Below are 16992 nucleotides of genomic sequence, written 5' to 3' on the forward strand. Positions count from 1 at the left end.
ACATCAATCGCAGGCCTTGAAGATCAGCGATGTATTGATGCCGCCGAAAGCAAAGTTATTGCTCATCACGCAGTCGGTGTCGATCGCCCGGCCCTGACCCACGATATGGTCCAGCTCGGCGCAGTTCGGGTCGGGCTCGGCGAGGTTGATGGTGGGAGCGAACCAGCGCGCGCGCATCATGCGAATCGCCCACCATGCTTCCAGTGCGCCGCAAGCGCCGAGGGTGTGGCCGACATAGCTTTTCATCGAGCTGATCGGCACCTGGGCGCCAAGCACACTGGCCGTGGCATGGCTCTCGGCGATATCGCCGCGATCGGTAGCGGTGCCGTGCGCGCTGATATAGCCGATGGCGGCGGGCGGTAGGCCTGCGTCTGCAAGCGCCAGCCGCATCGCCACCGCCATGGTTTCACGCGTCGGCTGGGTGATATGGCTGCCATCGGAGTTGCAGCCGAAGCCGACGATCTCCGCGTGAATCGTCGCGCCGCGCGCGCGGGCATGTTCGTATTCTTCCAGCACCAGGCTGGCCGCACCTTCGCCGACCACCAGGCCATCGCGCGTGCGATCGAACGGCCGCGGCGTCAGCGGTGCCTCGTCGTTGCGCGTACTGGTGGCGAACAAAGTGTCGAACACCGCCGCGCCAGGGCCGGACAATTCCTCCGCGCCGCCGCACAGCATCAACTTTTGTTTGCCCTGTTGAATCGCCTCAAAGCCATAGCCGATCGCCTGGCTTCCCGACGTGCACGCGCTGGACGTGGGCACGATACGTCCCTTGAGGCCAAAGAACACGCCGACATTTACCGCCGTGGTATGCGCCATCATCTGGATATAACTGGTGGCGGTCACCCCTTGCATCGAGCCGGTTTCGAGCATGCGCCCCACCACCCGTACCGGCTCGACGCTGCCACCGGATGAACCATAAGCCACGCCCATGCGGCCATCGCGGATGCTGGCGTCGCCATGCAGGCCGGCATCGCGCAAGGCGTGCTCGCTGGCCGCCACCGCCAATTGCGCTACCCGACCCATCGAACGCAGTTGCTGGCGCGGCCAATGCGGTGTCTTGAAGTCATCCACCGGGCAGCCGAGGCGGCCGTTCAACGCATCAAAGTAATCCCACTCCGGCATCCGCCGCACGGCGTTGCGGTATTCGCGTAGACGCGGCTCGATCTGAGTCCAATCATGTCCAAGCGGGGTAATGCCGCCCATGCCGGTAATCACGACACGTTTCATCGCGACACCCTACGCTGCAGTGCGCCCCTCCCCCTGTTCACAGGGGGAGGTTGGGAGGGGGTAAACGCTTGGGTCGCGCTCAACAGAATCATCAGGTGTTTTTCTCGCGAACAATCAGGCTCATCGGCACCAGCAATGCGGTGAAGCCGATGCCCAGCAATAGAGTGAGTCCGAAATGGCGTAGCGCCGGCATCGAGCTCAACGCCAGCAGGCCGAAGGAAAGCAGGGCGGTAACCGCCGACAGCAGCACGCCGGCATAAGCCGCGCCAGGCCGATGCGCCGCATGCGGTTCGCCCTCCTGCAGGAACACCGCGTAGTTGGCGCCGATGCCGAGCACCAGCATCAAGGCCATCCAATGAAACAAGGTCAGCGGCTGGCCCAGATAACCGAGCATCGCCAGGGTCAGGCCGATGCCGAGCACCGGCGGCGCCAATACGCGAGGGGCCATGCGCAAGCCATAACGCCACGCGAACAGCGGCACGATCAGCACCATGGCGGCGAGCAACCACAGGCTGGCGTACTGGCGATAGCGGCCGAACAGCGCCGACACGCTGGCCGGTTTGTCGACCAGCTCTACGCCGGCGAGACCTTCGGCGGCGGTGCGCAACAGTGCGACATCGTCCTGGCCTTGTGGCAGCACCAGCGAGGCATAACCGTGCTTGCTATGTCCCATCCATAGATAGCGGAACGGAGTGGAGATCGGCATAGCCAGCCACTGCTCCAGCGTGAGCGAAGTGCCTGGCCAGGCATCGAGATACGCCGTGACCACCGGCGCGCGAAAACCGGCATCGGCCAACCACGTTTGCATGCGTGCCCGCTGTGCGAACCATGGTGCCAGTGCAGCTTGATTGGCCTGTTGCCGTTGTGCCGAAGGCAGCATGCCGGCCACGCCGATCCAGCCTTGCAAGCGACCTTGTTCGGTCAGTGTCTGCAAGCGCGCTTCCAGTGCCTCCTCGCGCTGCAAGGTCTGCTCGGCACTATCGCCCTGCACCAGATAAAACTGCGTGCTATTGCCAAGACCGGTCACGTCGCGGATGCGTATTTCTTGTGCCGCCAGATGGGCGGGCGGCGAAATCAGCAGATGAATATCGTCGTCATGACTGAGCATCCACCAGCCGGGCAGGGCCGCGAGCGATAGGAGTGCGAAAGCGAAAGCGCCGCGCTTGCCGGCACCCAGCCGGGCGCCGATCACTTGCAGCGCGCGAGCCCACGACACCAATCGCGGCGACAGCGGTTTTGCCGGCTTCTGCAACAACGCCGGCAACAGCCAGAACACACTCAGATAGGCTGCCGACATGCCGGCCATGGCGAAGCAGGCCATCTGACGCAGCGCGGAGAAAGGCAACAAGCCGAGCAGGGCATAGCCCAGCAGCGAGGTGCCCAGTGCCAGACTCAGCGCAGGCCGTACCTGCCGTAATCCAGTATTGGGTTGCCATGCAGGCCCTGCGTTGGCGCGCGCGCAAAGATATTGGATGGAGTAATCCACCGCCTCGCCCAACAAGGCCGCGCCGAACACCAGGGTGAGCAAGTGCATCTGGCCGAAGACCAGCAAGGTCGCGGTGATCGCAACGGCAATGCCGATGGCCGTAGATAAAAACGCCAGCAGCAGCGGGCCGGGTGAGCGGAACACCCACAGCAACAATAGTGCGATACCCAGCGATGAGATCAGCCCCACCACGTGCACGTCGCGTTCGGCACCGGCACGCGCGGCCGCCGCATGAAATACCGCGCCGGCGCGCAGCAAGTGCGTGCCTGGGTGGTCGTGTCGCATCGTGCGCTCGGCCCGGTTCAGCGCATCGAGGGCCTGGTGCTGCACGGTGTCGTCATAGGACGAACCATTCAACGCGGCGGTCACCATCACATAAGTGCGTTCATCGCGATGCGCGGTGAGCAGATCGTCCTCTGGGGTCAGCGGTGAACGGCTCCACGGTTGTTGATCGAGCCAATGCTGCAGCCAGCCGAAAGGGTCGTCTTGCAGCTTGGTGCCGATGCCGGCGAGGAAGGGCTCGTTGAGGCGCCGCGCCAAGGCTTGCGCCGGATCGTAGCCCGGCGCGGTCAGTGCCGCGCGATCCGCATCGGACAGCAGGCTGAAGCGATGAGCGAGGTAGGGGGCGAGGATCTGGTTCAGATCGAACGGCGGCAGTTCGGCGGTGACCGAGCTGAAGGCGGGATCATGCGCCAGCGCCGCGCCGAGCGTGCGTGCGGCTGCTTTGGCGGTAGCGTCGTCGGCGTGCTCGACCAGCAGCACCATGCGATCGCCATTGGCGTGGGTCAGTCGTTCCACCGCGATTTCGGCCAGCGGGTGACGCTCGGTCCGCGGCAGCATCGCTAAAAGATCGGTCTGGATCGGTACGCCGCCGCGTCCGAACAGCAGCCAGCCGCCGAGCAGCGCGATGGCCAACGCGGCGATGGCAAAGCAGACGGCACGCATAGGCGCTTTCATGGCATCGAGAGCGCGTGTGTTTCCAGCGCGCTAAGTGGGCCGGCGTCGCGGGTATCGGTAAAGCGAATACGGGTGCTTTCGCCGTTTTGCAGATCGATGCGGATGCCTTCGAGGAAACTGCCGCCGCTGAGTTCGATACCGCCGAGCACGCGCGCCATGCGCGATTGCCTGGGTACAAAGCGAAGCACCCATTGCGCTGCCGTACCCTGCGCCTGTACATCGAACTGGCGCAACGCATCGTCGGGCTTGCCGGCCAGCATCGATTGCAGCATTTGCGATACCTGCGACACGCCGCGTTCGCCGCCACGCACGGTTTGCAATTGGCCCTGCGCATCGATGCGCGCGGTGCGCGAGCCGGTCAATGCCAGGCTCTCTTGATAAGGCTCGCGGATCTGCCACAGCATGCCGTGGCCGATCACAAACAGCAGTTGCCCACGACTTATCTGTGGTTGAGCCAACGCGGGATTCTCGCGGCTCTGACTGAATTCGGCGCGCACCGTGGGGTGGCTGCTCAACTGCGCAAGAATGGTTTTGAGCAAGGCTGGGTCATCGCCTTGCGCGTGCACACCCAAGCCGATCAGGCACAACACCCAGGCCAGGCAAGAGCGGGTCAGGTAGCGCATGCTTCGCTCCGGCGACGGTTGGGTCGAATACGCCGCCATAGCAGTCGTGGCGCGCGCACCAGCATGCCGAGCAAGAGCCGGGTATGCATGGCGGTGATGCGCGCGTTGTCGCGCAGCATGCGGAAATGCGATAAGCCGTTTTCCGGGTAAATCACCCGCGTCGGCAGATTGCGCACCGGCACGCCGCGCCATACCAGCCGCACCGCGATCTCGGTATCGAAATCCATCCGCGCGGGCATCGGTGCACGGGCTATTTCCGCGCAGGTTGCCGGCAAGGGATACAGGCGATAGCCGCACATTGAATCGCGGATCGTCAGCGAGAGCGTTTCCAGCCAGACGCAGACGTGAGTCAAATAGCGTCCGTACAGACGCGCACGCGGCACGCTGTCGTCGTAAATCGGTTGGCCGCAGACCAGTGCTTGTAGATCGGCGCGCGCTTCGGCAAGAAAGCGCGGCACGTCGGCCACGTCATGCTGACCATCGGCATCGATCTGCAGGGCATGTGTGTAGCCTGCTGCGTGGGCGGCCAACAAGCCGGTGGTCAGTGCGCGCCCTTTGCCTTGATTCTGCGGCAGGCGCAGCAGTTGAATCTCCGGCAGGTCATGCACTAGCGCATCCAGCACCGCCCGCGTGGCGGCGTCGCTGCCGTCATCGACAATCATTACCGGCAAGCCGTGCGCGCGCAGCGCATGCGCGGTGCGCGCAATAGTGTCCTTGTGGTTATAGATCGGAATCAGCGCGCAGGGCGCAAAGCATGGGGCGGGCGACTCTGCGGCTAGCGGCATCGACAAAACCATTCCCCGTCAACGATCGAGCAGCGCGCGTACCGTGGCGACTACATCGCTCACGGTGCGCACGTTCTTGAAATCCTCAGGCTTGATCCGCATCCCGGTCATGTCCTGCACCTGGATCGCCAGATCGACGGCATCGATGCTGTCCAGCTCCAGATCGCTGAACAAATGGGTATCCGGGGTGACCCGCGACGGGTCGATTTCAAAGGTATCGCGCAATACATCCTTGAGCCTGAGCAGGATGTCTTCGTCACTGATTCCGGTGGCCATGATCGCGCTCATAACTTTCCTGCTTGTTCCTAATCCAGTTAATTCTTATCAAGCCTGAACTTATCAAGCCTGACCTTAATGTCAGTGTGCACTCGTAGCTTTCGCGTGCGTTTTACGCCGTACACGGTATCGCCCCGCACGGCCGAGCCGGGCAGGTGTTATCTCCCGTACTCAGGTACGCGACAGGAACGACGGCGTCCAGGTGTGACGGGGGGCGTAATAATTACGTAGACAATCCCCTGTGATGCGAGCCCCCGCATGACAGCTTTGCTTTTCCAGCCAAGGCCTTACATCCATTTAAGTCCGGGCGCGGAGTGTAGCAGAACTGCGCTCGCACTGCCCCGGATGTGGCTTGGCTGAATGCCGATTCAGCATGTAGGAAATGGCCTACAAGAGGCTTTCGTTAGCGGCGGATCATCGGCTGCGGTCCCCGACACCCCGGCGACCTGGGTCGCCGGGGTGTCGGGGGTGGCTTCGCTTTGTGCCAATTGAGTTCAAGCCAATACATCGCGACGATTATCGCGAGTGACGAAATTCCACCATCTCACCCGTCGAAGCTAAACCGTCGACCAGGGTGGCACGTGCCGAATGAGCGGTGAGGATCTCATCGATCCGAATAGACCCACTTCTCCTTTCACTGTAATGCGGTTTTCCCTTATAGGCAGGGTCGCCGAAGCGTGTCACGCGGTACGCGACAAACTCATCGCCGATGGTGACGTGGTCCGCGGACCCGACATCAATCAGCACCGCGTGATCCGATGGCCCCAGAACATGTCCTTGAACAACAAGCGGGGCGTGCTGCACCGTTGAACTAGCGCAGCCCGCGAGTGTTGTCGCGACGATGCCGAGCATGATGAGTAACTTGGTTGTGCGCCACATAGGTGAATCCTCTCAGTGCGGTTTGTAAGTACTACTTGGGATTTAGTCGATGGCGAGAAGGTACTTTTTCATGGAGGTGTTCCCTGGTTTGAGGTGAGTGCGACGTTTGCTTCGCTGGCCTTGCGCAAGCGATGCGAGATCAGCAGGTGAAACGCCGCGGGGATGACGAGCATGGATAACAACGGCGCGGTGACCATGCCGCCGATCATCGGCGCGGCGATGCGCTGCATGACTTCGGAGCCCGCGCCGTGGCCTAGAAGAATCGGGAAGAGACCGGCGAGGATCACCGCGACAGTCATCGCTTTCGGCCGCACGCGCTGCACGGCCCCCTCGCGAATCGCGTCGTCCAGCGCAGCGGGGCCGGCCTGCGGATCAAGCGCGAGGTGTCGCTGCCAGGCTTGATCGAGGTAGAGCAACATCACGACGCCGAACTCGGCGGCGACACCGGCCAGGGCGATGAAGCCGATCATGGTTGCTACCGACACGGCGTGTCCCAGCCACCAGATCAACCACAACCCGCCGACGAGGGCGAGCGGTACGCTGGCCATGATTGTGGCGGCCTCACTCACACGGCGAAATACCGCATAGATCAGCCCGAAAATGATGACCAGCGCGATCGGCACCACCAGCTTGAGGCGCTCCATGGCGCTGGCCAGATACTCGAACTGCCCCGACCACGCTACCGTGATGCCAGGTGGCAACGTCACTTGCTGTGCGACGGCCCGTTGCAGATCGGCAACGACGGCACCGAGATCACGGCCGCCGGTATCGCCGCTGTTGGTATCAATGTAGACATAGGTGGCCAGTTGGCTGTTCTCACTCTTCAGCATCGGCGGTCCCAGGGCCATTGTGATATCGGCGACCTGGCCGAGCGTCAGTTGTGCGCCACTGGCAGCGACGATCGGTAGCTGCCGCAAGGCCGCCACCGAATCACGTTCGATGCGCGGATAGCGCACCACGATCGGATAACGCTCGCGCCCTTCGACGGTCTGACCGATCGGATCGCCGCCCACCAACGTCGCGATCAGCTCTTGCACTTGCTGTTGGGTCAGCCCATAACGGGCTGCGTCATCGGGGCGAATACGCACATCGACGTAGCGGCCACCCGCGGCGCGCTCGGCAATCGCCGAGCTGACTCCGGGTACCTTCTTGGCGACGGTTTCGATCTGATCGGCCACCGTCTGCAAGGAGGATGGATCGGGTCCCAGCACCTTGATGCCGATCGGGCTTTTGATGCCCGTCGCCAGCATGTCGATGCGATTGCGGATCGGCGGCACAAACAGGTTGGTTAGTCCCGGTACGTGCACGGCCTTGTCCAGCTCGACCTTGAGCTTGGCCATCGTCATGCCTGGTCGCCACTGATCCTTCGGCTTGAACGTGATGGTGGTCTCGAACATCTCCAGCGGTGCCGGATCGGTGGCGGTCTCCGCGCGTCCAGCCTTGCCGAACACGTGATCGACCTCGGGCACGGTCTTAATCATGCGGTCGGTGAGCTGCAATAGCTGCGACGCCTTGCCCGCGGACAAACCCGGCAAGGCGGTCGGCATATACAGCAGCGTACCTTCGTCCATCAGCGGCATGAATTCGCTGCCTAGTCGGCTCAAGGGAATCACGGCACTGAGTAACAGGACAGCGGCCATCACCAAGGTCGCCTTTGGATAGCGCAGTACGGCATTCAGGATCGGCCGATACAACGCAATCAGGCCGCGATTGAGTGGGTTGTCGTGTTCGGCGCGGATGCGTCCGCGCACGAGATATCCCATCAATACCGGCACCAGGGTCACGGCGAGCCCGGCCGCCGCCGCCATCGCATAGGTCTTGGTGAAAGCGAGTGGTTTGAACAGCTTGCCTTCCTGGCCTTCCAGCGCAAACACCGGCACAAACGACAACGCAATGATTAAAAGACTGACGAACAGCGCTGGCCCCACCTCGGCAGCCGACTCGCCTACTAGCGCCCAGCGCGCGGCGCCTTGGGGTTCCTGCCCATCGTGCGTGTCGCGCCAATGTTCCAGATGCTTGTGGGTGTTTTCGATCATCACCACCGCGGCATCGACCATCGCACCGATCGCGATCGCGATGCCGCCAAGCGACATCAGGTTGGCCGAGACGCCTTGCAGATGCATCACGATGAAGGCGGCCAACACACCCAATGGCAAGGTAATCACCGCCACCAGCGCCGAGCGAAGATGACCAAGAAACAGCGCGCAGACCAGCGCGACGACGAGGAACTCTTCCAACAACTTGCCCCACAGGTTCTCCACCGCCGCATCGATCAGTTGCGAACGATCGTAGGTCGGCACGATCTCCACCCCGGCCGGCAGGCTGTGTTTAAGCTCGGCGAGCTTGGCCTTGACGGCGGCAATCGCCGCCTTGGCGTTTTTGCCCGTGCGTAACACGATCACGCCGCCGGCGACTTCGCCTTGGCCGTCCAATTCGCTGATGCCACGGCGGAAGCTCGGACCACGCCGCACCGTGGCGACATCGCGCAGCAGTACCGGCACGCCACCGGTGTTAGCCGTGATCGGTACGCGCTCGAAGTCTTCGCGGCTGCGCAGATAGCCTTCGCTGCGCACCATGAATTCGGCTTCGCCTTGTTCGATCACCGAGCCGCCGTTCGCACCGTTGGCGGCGCGGATCGCATCGACCAGTTGCGTCACAGTGACGTTGCGGGCGGCGAGTTGGTGCGGGTCAGGCACGACCTGCCAGGCGCGCTCCATGCCACCGAGACTCGCCACTTCGGCGACATCCGGTACGGTCTTGAGTTGGTAGCGCAGGAACCAGTCCTGCAGGCTGCGCAGTTGACCCAGATCGTGTTGCCCGGTGCGATCGATCAGGGCGTACTCGTAGATCCAGCCCAGACCGGTCGCATCCGGCCCTAATGTCGGACTGACTCCCGCCGGAAGGCGATCGCGTACCTGGCTCAAGTACTCCAGCACGCGCGAACGCGCCCAGTAAAGATCCGTGCTGTCGTCAAACAGCACATAGACGTAGGAGTCGCCGAAGAACGAGTAGCCGCGAACCGTCTTGGCTCCGGGCACCGAGAGCATGGTGGTCGCCAGCGGATAGGTCACCTGATCCTCGACGACCTGGGGCGACTGACCAGGCCAGTTGGTGCGGATAATGACCTGGGTGTCGGATAGATCAGGCAGCGCATCGATGGGGGTGTGCATCGCGGCGAATACACCAGCCAGTGCCAGCGCCAATGCAGCCAGCAGCACGAACACGCGGTGCGCGATCGCTGCACGGATAAGCGCGGCGATCATGGGCGGTCTCCCTGCATGGTCATGCCTGGCATCGGCGCGCTGGCGGCGGATGCTGGCTTCGCGGCAGGGTCATTCAAACGATCCAGTGCACCGGAAAGACTGGCTTCCGAATCGATCAAGAACTGACCGGACACCACCACCTTCTCGCCGCCGGCGAGGCCATCGAGAATTTCGGTATAGCCTCCCGCCGCACGCCCGGCGCGCACCGCGACGGCGCGGAAGTGTCCACCGTCTTCGGCGACGATCACTCGGGTGTGATCGCCGGTGGCGATCAGCGCATCGTCGGGTACGACCGGCACGGCCTTACCCGGCACCGGGTCGAGCTGCACGGTGACAAACATGCCGGGGCTCAACGCGCCTTCCGGGTTGGCAAGCACGATGCGTGCGCGCTGCGTGCGGGTAGTCATATCGATATCGGGCAGCAACGCTTCCACGTGGCCGCGAAAGACTTGACCCGGCAACGCATCGACATGGACGGTGACCGGCGTATCCGCATGCACCGTGCCGGCCACAGCCTGCGGCAAGGCCGCTTCGACCCACACCGTGGACAGCCCGTTGATCGTCATCAGCGTCTGCCCGGCATTGACCCGCTGTCCCTCGCGCACATCCAGCGTGCCGATCACGCCAGCTTGAGGTGCATGCAAGGTGATCTGGCCGCCGCGCCCTATCGCACGGCCATCCATCGAAGACAGGCCTAGCACCTGCAGGCGTTGTTGCGCGGCACCGCGCAAGGCTTTGGCCTCGGCCGATTGCACCTGCTGCAATGCCTGGGATTCGGCCACGGCACTGCTCCACTGCGGCGCGAGTACGTCAGCCAACGGAGCGCCTGCGGCGATGGTCGTATACGGGGCACGCACATACAGCTTGCTTACCACCGCATCCACGCGAGCGCTGACGATCACGGCTTGACGCAGGTCCCAGCCGATCGTGCCGGGCACCTGTACCGTTGCTGCCAGCGCGCGGCGCTCCACCGGCGCCGCGCGTACGCCGAGGTTTTGCACCGTCGCCGCATCGATGCGCACAGTGTTTGTGTCGGTGCCGCCATCAGCGTATTTGGGCACCATCTGCATGCCCATCGACGACAGCCCTGGCTTATCGGCATGCTGCGCCGGCACCATCGGGTCGTACCAATAGAGCACCTTGGCGCTTGCCGCAGGCGTTGGCGATTCGGTGCTATCAGGATGATCTGCGGATGATCCTGTCGGAGCGCTGCCATGATGACGGCCTGCCCAATAAGCGCCAGCCGCGGTAATAAGCAACCCCACAAGAATGAAGGGGATCAACAGTGCGCGTTTCATGGGGTATCCCCTTCAGGCAGCAGGTAAGTCAACGCTGCCCAGGCACGGCCGTACTCGGTCAGCATGCGGGCATAGTCGGTGTGGTGAGTGATTTCATCGCGACGTGCTTCCAGCAAGGGCTGGATATCGCCGCCGCTGCGATAGGCAGCCAAGGCCAACGCGGCGCGGTCGCTGGCTTGCGGTAGCAGCGCGTCGCGATGCCGGCGCGCTTGCCGTCCTAGCGCGTCCCATTGCGCCCAGGCCGCTTGCACGGCTTCGGCTTGCTGCCGCCTTGCATCATCGTGTTCGGCATGCACGGCATCGAGATCGGCGGCACGCGCGCTGATACCGCGGTCCTGCCGATTGCGTGTGAACAGCGGCAAGCTCACGCCGACCTGCAGCGACACCATGTCGGACAGCCCTCGAACACGGGAGCCGTAATTCAATCCGACACTCCACTCGGGATGCTTCTCGGCCCGAGCTGCCGCAAGTGCAGCTTCGGCGGCGCGTTCGCGTGCCGGCCAGTCCAGCAGGTTGCCTTGCCGATCCAGGCTGGCCAGCAAGGTGGGTTCGTCATGGGCGAGCACGGCGAAGTCCGGCGCGTCGGCGAGTGACGCGTTGACCGGACCACCGAACCATCGTCCCAGGGCCGCTCGCGCCTGGGTTTCACGCGAGGTCGCGTCGTCGATGCGATTTTCCAGATCGAGCGCCTCCATGCGCATGGCGAGTACGTCGGCCGCGGAGCCGGTACCGCCGCGTAACCGCGCTTCAGCCACCACCACGTCCACCGTCCACTCGCGCCGCATGGCCTGCAGCATCTGGCCTTCATGGTGAGCGCCCCATGCGGTGATCCAGGCGGCGGCCACCTGTTGCTCTATCGCCAAGCGGGTCATCGCCGTGGTCGACGCGGCTTGTTCGACGTTTGCGCCGGCAGCGTCACGCTGGGCCTGTCGTTTGGCCTGCGACGGCAGCACCTGGCTAAGCCCAATGGTGCGCATGGTCATGCTGTCGCCGCCGGCCGTAAACGCACCCGGTCCCTGGATGGCTAGATTGTCGATACCGACTGTGAGTTGAGGGTCTGGCAAGGCGCCGGCCCGCGCGGCCTCCTCGTGGGCTGACGTCTGTTGGGTGCGTCGCGCCTCCAACAACGGTGCTTGTGCAACGGCCTGCCGTGTCGCGGCCTCAAGTGTCAGGGCTATCGCGGGGTCATCCGCCCAAGCCTGGGCAGCGAAGAGCAACATGGCGGCCGACAACGGGCACAGCCAGCGGCGTGCCGGGAAGGCACGCGTACAGATTCGATACGAAAACATGGAAAGCTCCGGTCACAAAACCATATGGGCCATGCACGCAGGCACGACCACCGAGTGGCTAGCGATCGAGGGCTAAATCAATAGGGTGCAGAACCGCAACGTGGGCGGTAGATCAGGTCGGCGCAACGCAAGGTCTGGCAACGCGACATGCTCAGGTGCATGCACGATCGTTCCCAATAGAGCGGGCGGCGAGGGAGGCAACAGGAGCGGTGGGACCACCGGCACACGCGCATCTTGTGTCGATGTCGTGTTGCTGCTGCAGTGCTCCGTGCAACGAGGATCCGAACTCGAATGGACCTGTTTGGATGCGGACGGCGCTTTGGAGGCCGCAGCCATGACGGCACAGTCACCGGTCAAGGCTGTATTTGCCGGTACCGTCGGTAGCGAACAGATGTAACTCGCCATGGCCATCTGTTGAAACAACAGGCAAAACAGCACGGTACCTATCCAGAGGATACGGCGACGGCGGCTGAGGTGGTGGCGCTTGGACATGGCGCGCGCATGATAACGCACCTGGATGCGGGTCCTGTCAAGGGCTTTTTGTCGACAAATAGCAAAGGCCCCACCAGGGGGCCTTTGCTTGATGAAACACCTGCGCCAGCGGGATTTACTGCCCGCGCATGCGACCGGCAAAACGTGGACCATTGCCCATGTGCGGCAGCTTGATCTTGCCGATGGCGCTGATGCGCTCTTCGGCCAGACGGTCGGCGGCCTTGTAGGTCGGCACGCCTTCGGTCTTGGAGATTTCGAAGATGCGGCCCAGGTTGTAGTAGATGGTGCGCATCATGCGCATCGCGCGTTCGCGGTTGTAGCCGTCGATTTCCAGCGACACGTTCATCACGCCGCCGGCGTTGACAGCGTAGTCGGGCGCGTAAAGCACGCCGCGACGGGTCAGTTCGTCGCCGATCGCGTCGGTGGCGAGCTGGTTGTTGGCCGCGCCGCAGATGATCTTGGCCTTGATGCGGTCAATGGTCTGCTCGTTGAGCGTGCCGCCCAGCGCGCACGGCGAATACACATCGGCGTCGACGTCGTAGATTTCGTCCAGGCCGACCGCTTCGCAACCCAGCTCATCGACGCAACGCTGCACGGCGTCTTTGTTGATGTCGGTGACGAACACTTTGGCGCCCTGTTCGCGCAGCAGCTTGATGAACTCGCTGCCGACATGGCCCGCGCCTTGCACGGCGTAGCTGTATTTGCCGACGTCTTCATTGCCATGCTTGAACTGCAGTGCAGCCATCAGGCCCTGCAGGGTACCGAACGCGGTGAACGGCGACGGATCGCCCGAACCGCCATGCACCTGATGCACGCCGGTGACGTATTCGGTTTCGCGGAACACGTATTCCATATCGTTGACGTCGATACCGACGTCTTCGGCGGTGATGTAACGACCGTTCAACGAGTTGACGAAACGGCCGAAAGCGCGGAACAGCGCCTCGGACTTGTCCTTGCTCGGATCGCCGATGATGACCGCCTTGCCGCCGCCCAGGTTCAGGCCGGCCACCGCGTTCTTGTAGGTCATGCCGCGCGACAGACGCAGCACGTCGTTCACGGCATCCTGCTCGCTCTTGTACGGCCACATGCGCAGGCCGCCGAGGGCCGGACCAAGCACAGTGTTATGGACAGCGATGATGGCTTTCAGGCCGGCATCTTTGTTGTGGCAAAAGACCACTTCTTCGTGGCCGGTCTGGGCGATGGTTTCAAAGATCATGGAACGCTTGACTCCGTGAGGGGGCGCCGGGTACGTCGAGTGACGATCCGGCCAAGGCACTGAAAAAACGGAAAAACCGCCGCTTCTTGTGGGGCAGAAGCGGCGGTTGGACGGCGTAGTTTAGTACTTGGCGCTCGATGGCTACATTGCGGCGCAGCATTTAAGGGCTTCAGCCCGCTCTCTAACCGGATCAGGGGGATGAGAAAAAGCAGGCCCGTGTACGCGGTGGTCGGCGCGCAGGGAGGGGTGCGGCGGCTTGGGACGTACACGGGCCTTTATGCATGCTGCAAGAAGTGGGCAAGTTGCGTCTTGTGCTTATTGTTTGTTGTCTGTGCGGAATTAGGCATAGGCGGTGGGGTGTCGCTAGGTTGTCGCCTGCGGCGGTTTTCGAACCCCTGCCGGGGTCCGAGTCACTTTATGGCTGCCGGAAACGGGAGAGCGTGCTAACTACCTACCCCGAAGCTTTCGGATGGCTCTGGCGGGACCCGGCTGCGACGCTTGCGACTTCACCCAAGGGGAAGGGTAGCGATGACGTCCATCTGGCATTGGCCTCAATATTTCCCCAAGGGCACGGACCTCTCGGTCTACTCCCAAGCTAAACTCGATGCCGCAGCTCAAGAGTTGAATGAACGACCAAGGCAAACGCTCAACTTTGAAACATCGGCCGAACGATTCCAGCAAGGTGTTGCAACGACCGACTGAAGTCGCCACCCAATGCGGACACTTCATGTATCAAAGGCGGTGTGTGGCGGGTGGTTAATGTGCAGACGGCACGCATGGCGGAGTGACGCAGCGAACGGGTGCGTTCACGCCTGCTTGCCCGATTGAGACACTGGGTCAACCGACTGTGGTGTGGCGACCCATAATGGGAAAGTTCGAGCAACCGTGTGAGGCGGTTGCACTAGTGACGGCTATCAGGGGGAAGGCAAGGATGACGGTGCGCTTCGATGTGCTTGCTCACATCCAGAATGAGGGGGACGTGCATGCGGGACCCGGCGAATACGTTGGAACGCGCGGCACCGGCCAGCGCCTGGAAGGTTTCGCCATCACGCTGGAGCCATGGACGCGCGGCCTGGGGCTGCGCTATCGGGCTGATCTCCGCGGGCAAGGCGATACCGGCTGGGTGGCAGGCGGCCTGTTCGTCGGTACCCGCGGACAGGGCCGGGCGCTCGAAGGTTTCCGCGTCGAACTGAGCGGCGAATGCTTGGCCGACTACGACGTGCTCTATATGGCGAACATCAGCGGTGGCGGCGACACCGAGTGGCTGGCCAACGGCGAGTATTGCGGCCTGCGCGGACAGGGGCGCTATATCGACGGTCTGGCGATCAGGATCATGCCGCGCAGGCCAGACTACAGGGTGCTGGTCTCCAAGGCGGCCTCACGCAACGGCAAGCCGCTGGCGATCACGGCCTCGGGATCGCCCCGCAGCGCGGACGTGGTGGTCTCGGCGCTGGACGGCAGCGATCTGCAAACGTGGGACCGTCGCCCGGTGTGCGGCGCGGAAGGGTATGCGCTGATAAATCGGGCGAGGCCGAATATGTGCATCGCGCGCGGCCCGGGCCCGCAGGCCGTGCTCAAGCACGTGTCGGAAATCGATACGAACGACCACTGCCTCTGGCTTGACGACACCGTTCCGGGCGATTGGAACGCGATCCGTTCGAAGACCGATCTCGAACTCAAGCTCAACATGCGCGGCGATCCGCCTTATGCCGACCAGGGCAATGCCTTGATCGTCCACCCCTGGTCGCGCGCGGCGGCGAACGAGTTGTGGCAATCAAGGAAACTCGGCTGCGATCTGATCGCCGGCACCGACGCCGTTGCCACTGGCGACATCCTGCGCGCCATCCATCAGAGTTGTTATCCCGATCTTTTCAAGGGCGCGTTGACGTTTCAGTCATCCGACATCAGCAGGATCGCCTTCGATTTCGCCTGCGCTCCCATGGTCGGCGTCCCGTTTTCCGAGATCCCCATGGACCCGGCGGATCCTTCGTCCCTGGCGGCTTTCGTCGTGGCGTTCGAAGGCATCGAGCTTACGGTCGAGGGGGCGGATGGAGCGTGGACAGCCACGGCTTCCCTGGAGATGCTGGCGAGAGTTCGTTTCCAGACCTATGGGTCGTCGCCGGTCTACATGATGACGTTGGAGTTGCTGAAAGGCTGGCTGCGGGTGGAACGGCATCCCGAGGCCGAGGCACGCCTCAACGAGTTGCTCATGCCCTGGCTGATCGCGCATTTCAATCTGCAGATTTTTGCCCCCTTGCGTATACCTCTGGTTGGACTGCCGGGCAATCAGTTCAGCGCGCCGGTGGTGACCGTGCAGCCTCCCTGCGTGACAGCAGCCTTCGCCAAGGCGCCCCATACGACCATTGCGCCTCGCCCCACCGCTTGGCCGTTCGGCAGGGTGTTGACAGGGATCGGCACGTCCACGCTGGATACGGTGCTGGGCGAAACGCTTGCAGGCATCGAGGTCTACGATTCGTGGACGTACACGGATCCCGGTCGCAGCTTCGACTTGCGGGTCTACTATCGGATTCGCCTCGGCAACCCGCACTTCAGCATCTTTCCGTCATCCGGTAACCAGTGCCGGTTGCGCATCGATCTGCGCGGCGACGGCGTCTTCGAAATCCGCGACGACTTCAACCCGCGGGTCTGGAGCGACGGCTACGTCAATTGCAGCGGCCGCCTTATCGTCAAGGACGATAAAACGATCGAGGTCGTGGTGGAATCGATCGACGCCATCGTGTTCGATTGGAGCGTTGCCGGCGAGGTGTACCCCGACGTGACGCTTGCGTTCGGTGTAGCCACCGGCAAGGTAGCGTCCGACTATCTGCGCGGCAGATCGTTCACGCTCTACAGCCTTCCCACGATCAAGGCCGGCATCGCCGGGCGCAACTTTGAGATCACTTTGCGCGACCTTGATGTGGGGGGCTTTGCCGATACAGAGCAGCGGCCGATGGCGCTGGTGACGGGGATGGCGACGGTCGCGGTGAAGTGACGCCGCGCGCGTTGCCGTTCACACCGCCATCCGGGCCGCGATGGGGGGCAGGTAGCCCATCGCTGGTGCAGGATGCCGGCAAAGCGCTCCGCTGCTTCCGCCCGCTCGCCAAGGGGCGGTAAGGCCCGCAGGGGACTCGGCGTGGGCGACGGATCGGGGTGGCCTTTTTCGTTGGTCACTTTCTCTTGGCAAAGCGATTCGGCCATCGG

The 16992-nt window shown here is 63.1% G+C and carries 12 protein-coding genes and 1 pseudogene; 3 read left to right on the forward strand and 10 right to left on the reverse strand.

The window, feature by feature from the left end:
- Positions 1-3: 3 nt before the first annotated feature.
- From DVJ77_RS11150 to DVJ77_RS11190, 9 genes are all read right to left on the reverse strand, one after another.
- Positions 4-1227: a beta-ketoacyl-ACP synthase gene (locus DVJ77_RS11150; RefSeq protein WP_114845577.1), complete on the reverse strand. Its 1224-nt coding sequence runs from the start codon at positions 1225-1227 to the stop codon at positions 4-6.
- Between the two features lie 91 nt (positions 1228-1318).
- Positions 1319-3658 carry an MMPL family transporter gene (locus DVJ77_RS11155; RefSeq protein WP_225427947.1) on the reverse strand — a complete coding sequence of 780 codons (2340 nt, stop codon included), beginning with the start codon at positions 3656-3658 and terminating at the stop codon, positions 1319-1321.
- Positions 3659-3666: 8 nt separating this feature from the next.
- A complete protein-coding gene (locus DVJ77_RS11160) occupies positions 3667-4293 on the reverse strand; it encodes a LolA family protein (protein WP_114845579.1) in 627 nt (208 codons plus the stop codon).
- Positions 4281-5078: a glycosyltransferase family 2 protein gene (locus tag DVJ77_RS11165; protein ID WP_225427948.1), complete on the reverse strand. Its 798-nt coding sequence runs from the start codon at positions 5076-5078 to the stop codon at positions 4281-4283. Before DVJ77_RS11165 ends, DVJ77_RS11160 begins: the two co-directional genes overlap by 13 nt.
- Positions 5079-5096: 18 nt before the next feature.
- Positions 5097-5366 carry an acyl carrier protein gene (locus DVJ77_RS11170; protein ID WP_225427949.1) on the reverse strand — a complete coding sequence of 90 codons (270 nt, stop codon included), beginning with the start codon at positions 5364-5366 and terminating at the stop codon, positions 5097-5099.
- 504 nt (positions 5367-5870) lie between these two features.
- Entirely contained in the window at positions 5871-6233 is a 363-nt protein-coding gene (locus DVJ77_RS11175; RefSeq protein WP_114845581.1) for a hypothetical protein, read from the reverse strand.
- Positions 6234-6301: 68 nt separating this feature from the next.
- Positions 6302-9496, reverse strand: coding sequence for an efflux RND transporter permease subunit (locus DVJ77_RS11180; RefSeq protein WP_114845582.1), 3195 nt, complete (start codon positions 9494-9496; stop codon positions 6302-6304).
- Entirely contained in the window at positions 9493-10794 is a 1302-nt protein-coding gene (locus DVJ77_RS11185; RefSeq protein ID WP_114845583.1) for an efflux RND transporter periplasmic adaptor subunit, read from the reverse strand. Before DVJ77_RS11185 ends, DVJ77_RS11180 begins: the two co-directional genes overlap by 4 nt.
- A complete protein-coding gene (locus DVJ77_RS11190) occupies positions 10791-12083 on the reverse strand; it encodes a TolC family protein (RefSeq protein ID WP_114845584.1) in 1293 nt (430 codons plus the stop codon). Before DVJ77_RS11190 ends, DVJ77_RS11185 begins: the two co-directional genes overlap by 4 nt.
- A 268-nt stretch (positions 12084-12351) precedes the next feature.
- On the opposite strand from DVJ77_RS11190, the gene DVJ77_RS21605 reads away from it, so the two are divergent.
- Positions 12352-12480, forward strand: coding sequence for a hypothetical protein (locus tag DVJ77_RS21605; RefSeq protein WP_263853824.1), 129 nt, complete (start codon positions 12352-12354; stop codon positions 12478-12480).
- A gap of 210 nt (positions 12481-12690) precedes the next feature.
- On the opposite strand, the gene DVJ77_RS11195 is transcribed toward DVJ77_RS21605, so the two are convergent.
- A complete protein-coding gene (locus DVJ77_RS11195) occupies positions 12691-13791 on the reverse strand; it encodes a Glu/Leu/Phe/Val dehydrogenase dimerization domain-containing protein (RefSeq protein WP_114845585.1) in 1101 nt (366 codons plus the stop codon).
- A 552-nt stretch (positions 13792-14343) separates the two neighbouring features.
- On the opposite strand from DVJ77_RS11195, the pseudogene DVJ77_RS11200 reads away from it, so the two are divergent.
- Positions 14344-14493: pseudogene (locus DVJ77_RS11200) on the forward strand (IS30 family transposase); the annotation flags it as partial.
- A gap of 229 nt (positions 14494-14722) precedes the next feature.
- Complete coding sequence (locus DVJ77_RS11205; protein ID WP_162791460.1) at positions 14723-16783, forward strand: hypothetical protein; 2061 nt, start codon at positions 14723-14725, stop codon at positions 16781-16783.
- Positions 16784-16992 lie beyond the last annotated feature (209 nt).

It is taken from the genome of Dyella tabacisoli, assembly GCF_003350925.1.
GTDB classification, from domain to species: domain Bacteria; phylum Pseudomonadota; class Gammaproteobacteria; order Xanthomonadales; family Rhodanobacteraceae; genus Dyella_C; species Dyella_C tabacisoli.

Bases quoted from the DNA above. Each gene is read 5' to 3' on its own strand.
- DVJ77_RS11150 (WP_114845577.1), bottom strand. From the start codon at position 1,227: ATGAAACGTGTCGTGATTACCGGCATGGGCGGCATTACCCCGCTTGGA.
- DVJ77_RS11155 (WP_225427947.1), bottom strand. From the start codon at position 3,658: ATGCGTGCCGTCTGCTTTGCCATCGCCGCGTTGGCCATCGCGCTGCTC.
- DVJ77_RS11160 (WP_114845579.1), bottom strand. From the start codon at position 4,293: ATGCGCTACCTGACCCGCTCTTGCCTGGCCTGGGTGTTGTGCCTGATC.
- DVJ77_RS11165 (WP_225427948.1), bottom strand. From the start codon at position 5,078: ATGCCGCTAGCCGCAGAGTCGCCCGCCCCATGCTTTGCGCCCTGCGCG.
- DVJ77_RS11170 (WP_225427949.1), bottom strand. From the start codon at position 5,366: ATGAGCGCGATCATGGCCACCGGAATCAGTGACGAAGACATCCTGCTC.
- DVJ77_RS11175 (WP_114845581.1), bottom strand. From the start codon at position 6,233: ATGTGGCGCACAACCAAGTTACTCATCATGCTCGGCATCGTCGCGACA.
- DVJ77_RS11180 (WP_114845582.1), bottom strand. From the start codon at position 9,496: ATGATCGCCGCGCTTATCCGTGCAGCGATCGCGCACCGCGTGTTCGTG.
- DVJ77_RS11185 (WP_114845583.1), bottom strand. From the start codon at position 10,794: ATGAAACGCGCACTGTTGATCCCCTTCATTCTTGTGGGGTTGCTTATT.
- DVJ77_RS11190 (WP_114845584.1), bottom strand. From the start codon at position 12,083: ATGTTTTCGTATCGAATCTGTACGCGTGCCTTCCCGGCACGCCGCTGG.
- DVJ77_RS11195 (WP_114845585.1), bottom strand. From the start codon at position 13,791: ATGATCTTTGAAACCATCGCCCAGACCGGCCACGAAGAAGTGGTCTTT.
- DVJ77_RS11205 (WP_162791460.1), top strand. From the start codon at position 14,723: ATGACGGTGCGCTTCGATGTGCTTGCTCACATCCAGAATGAGGGGGAC.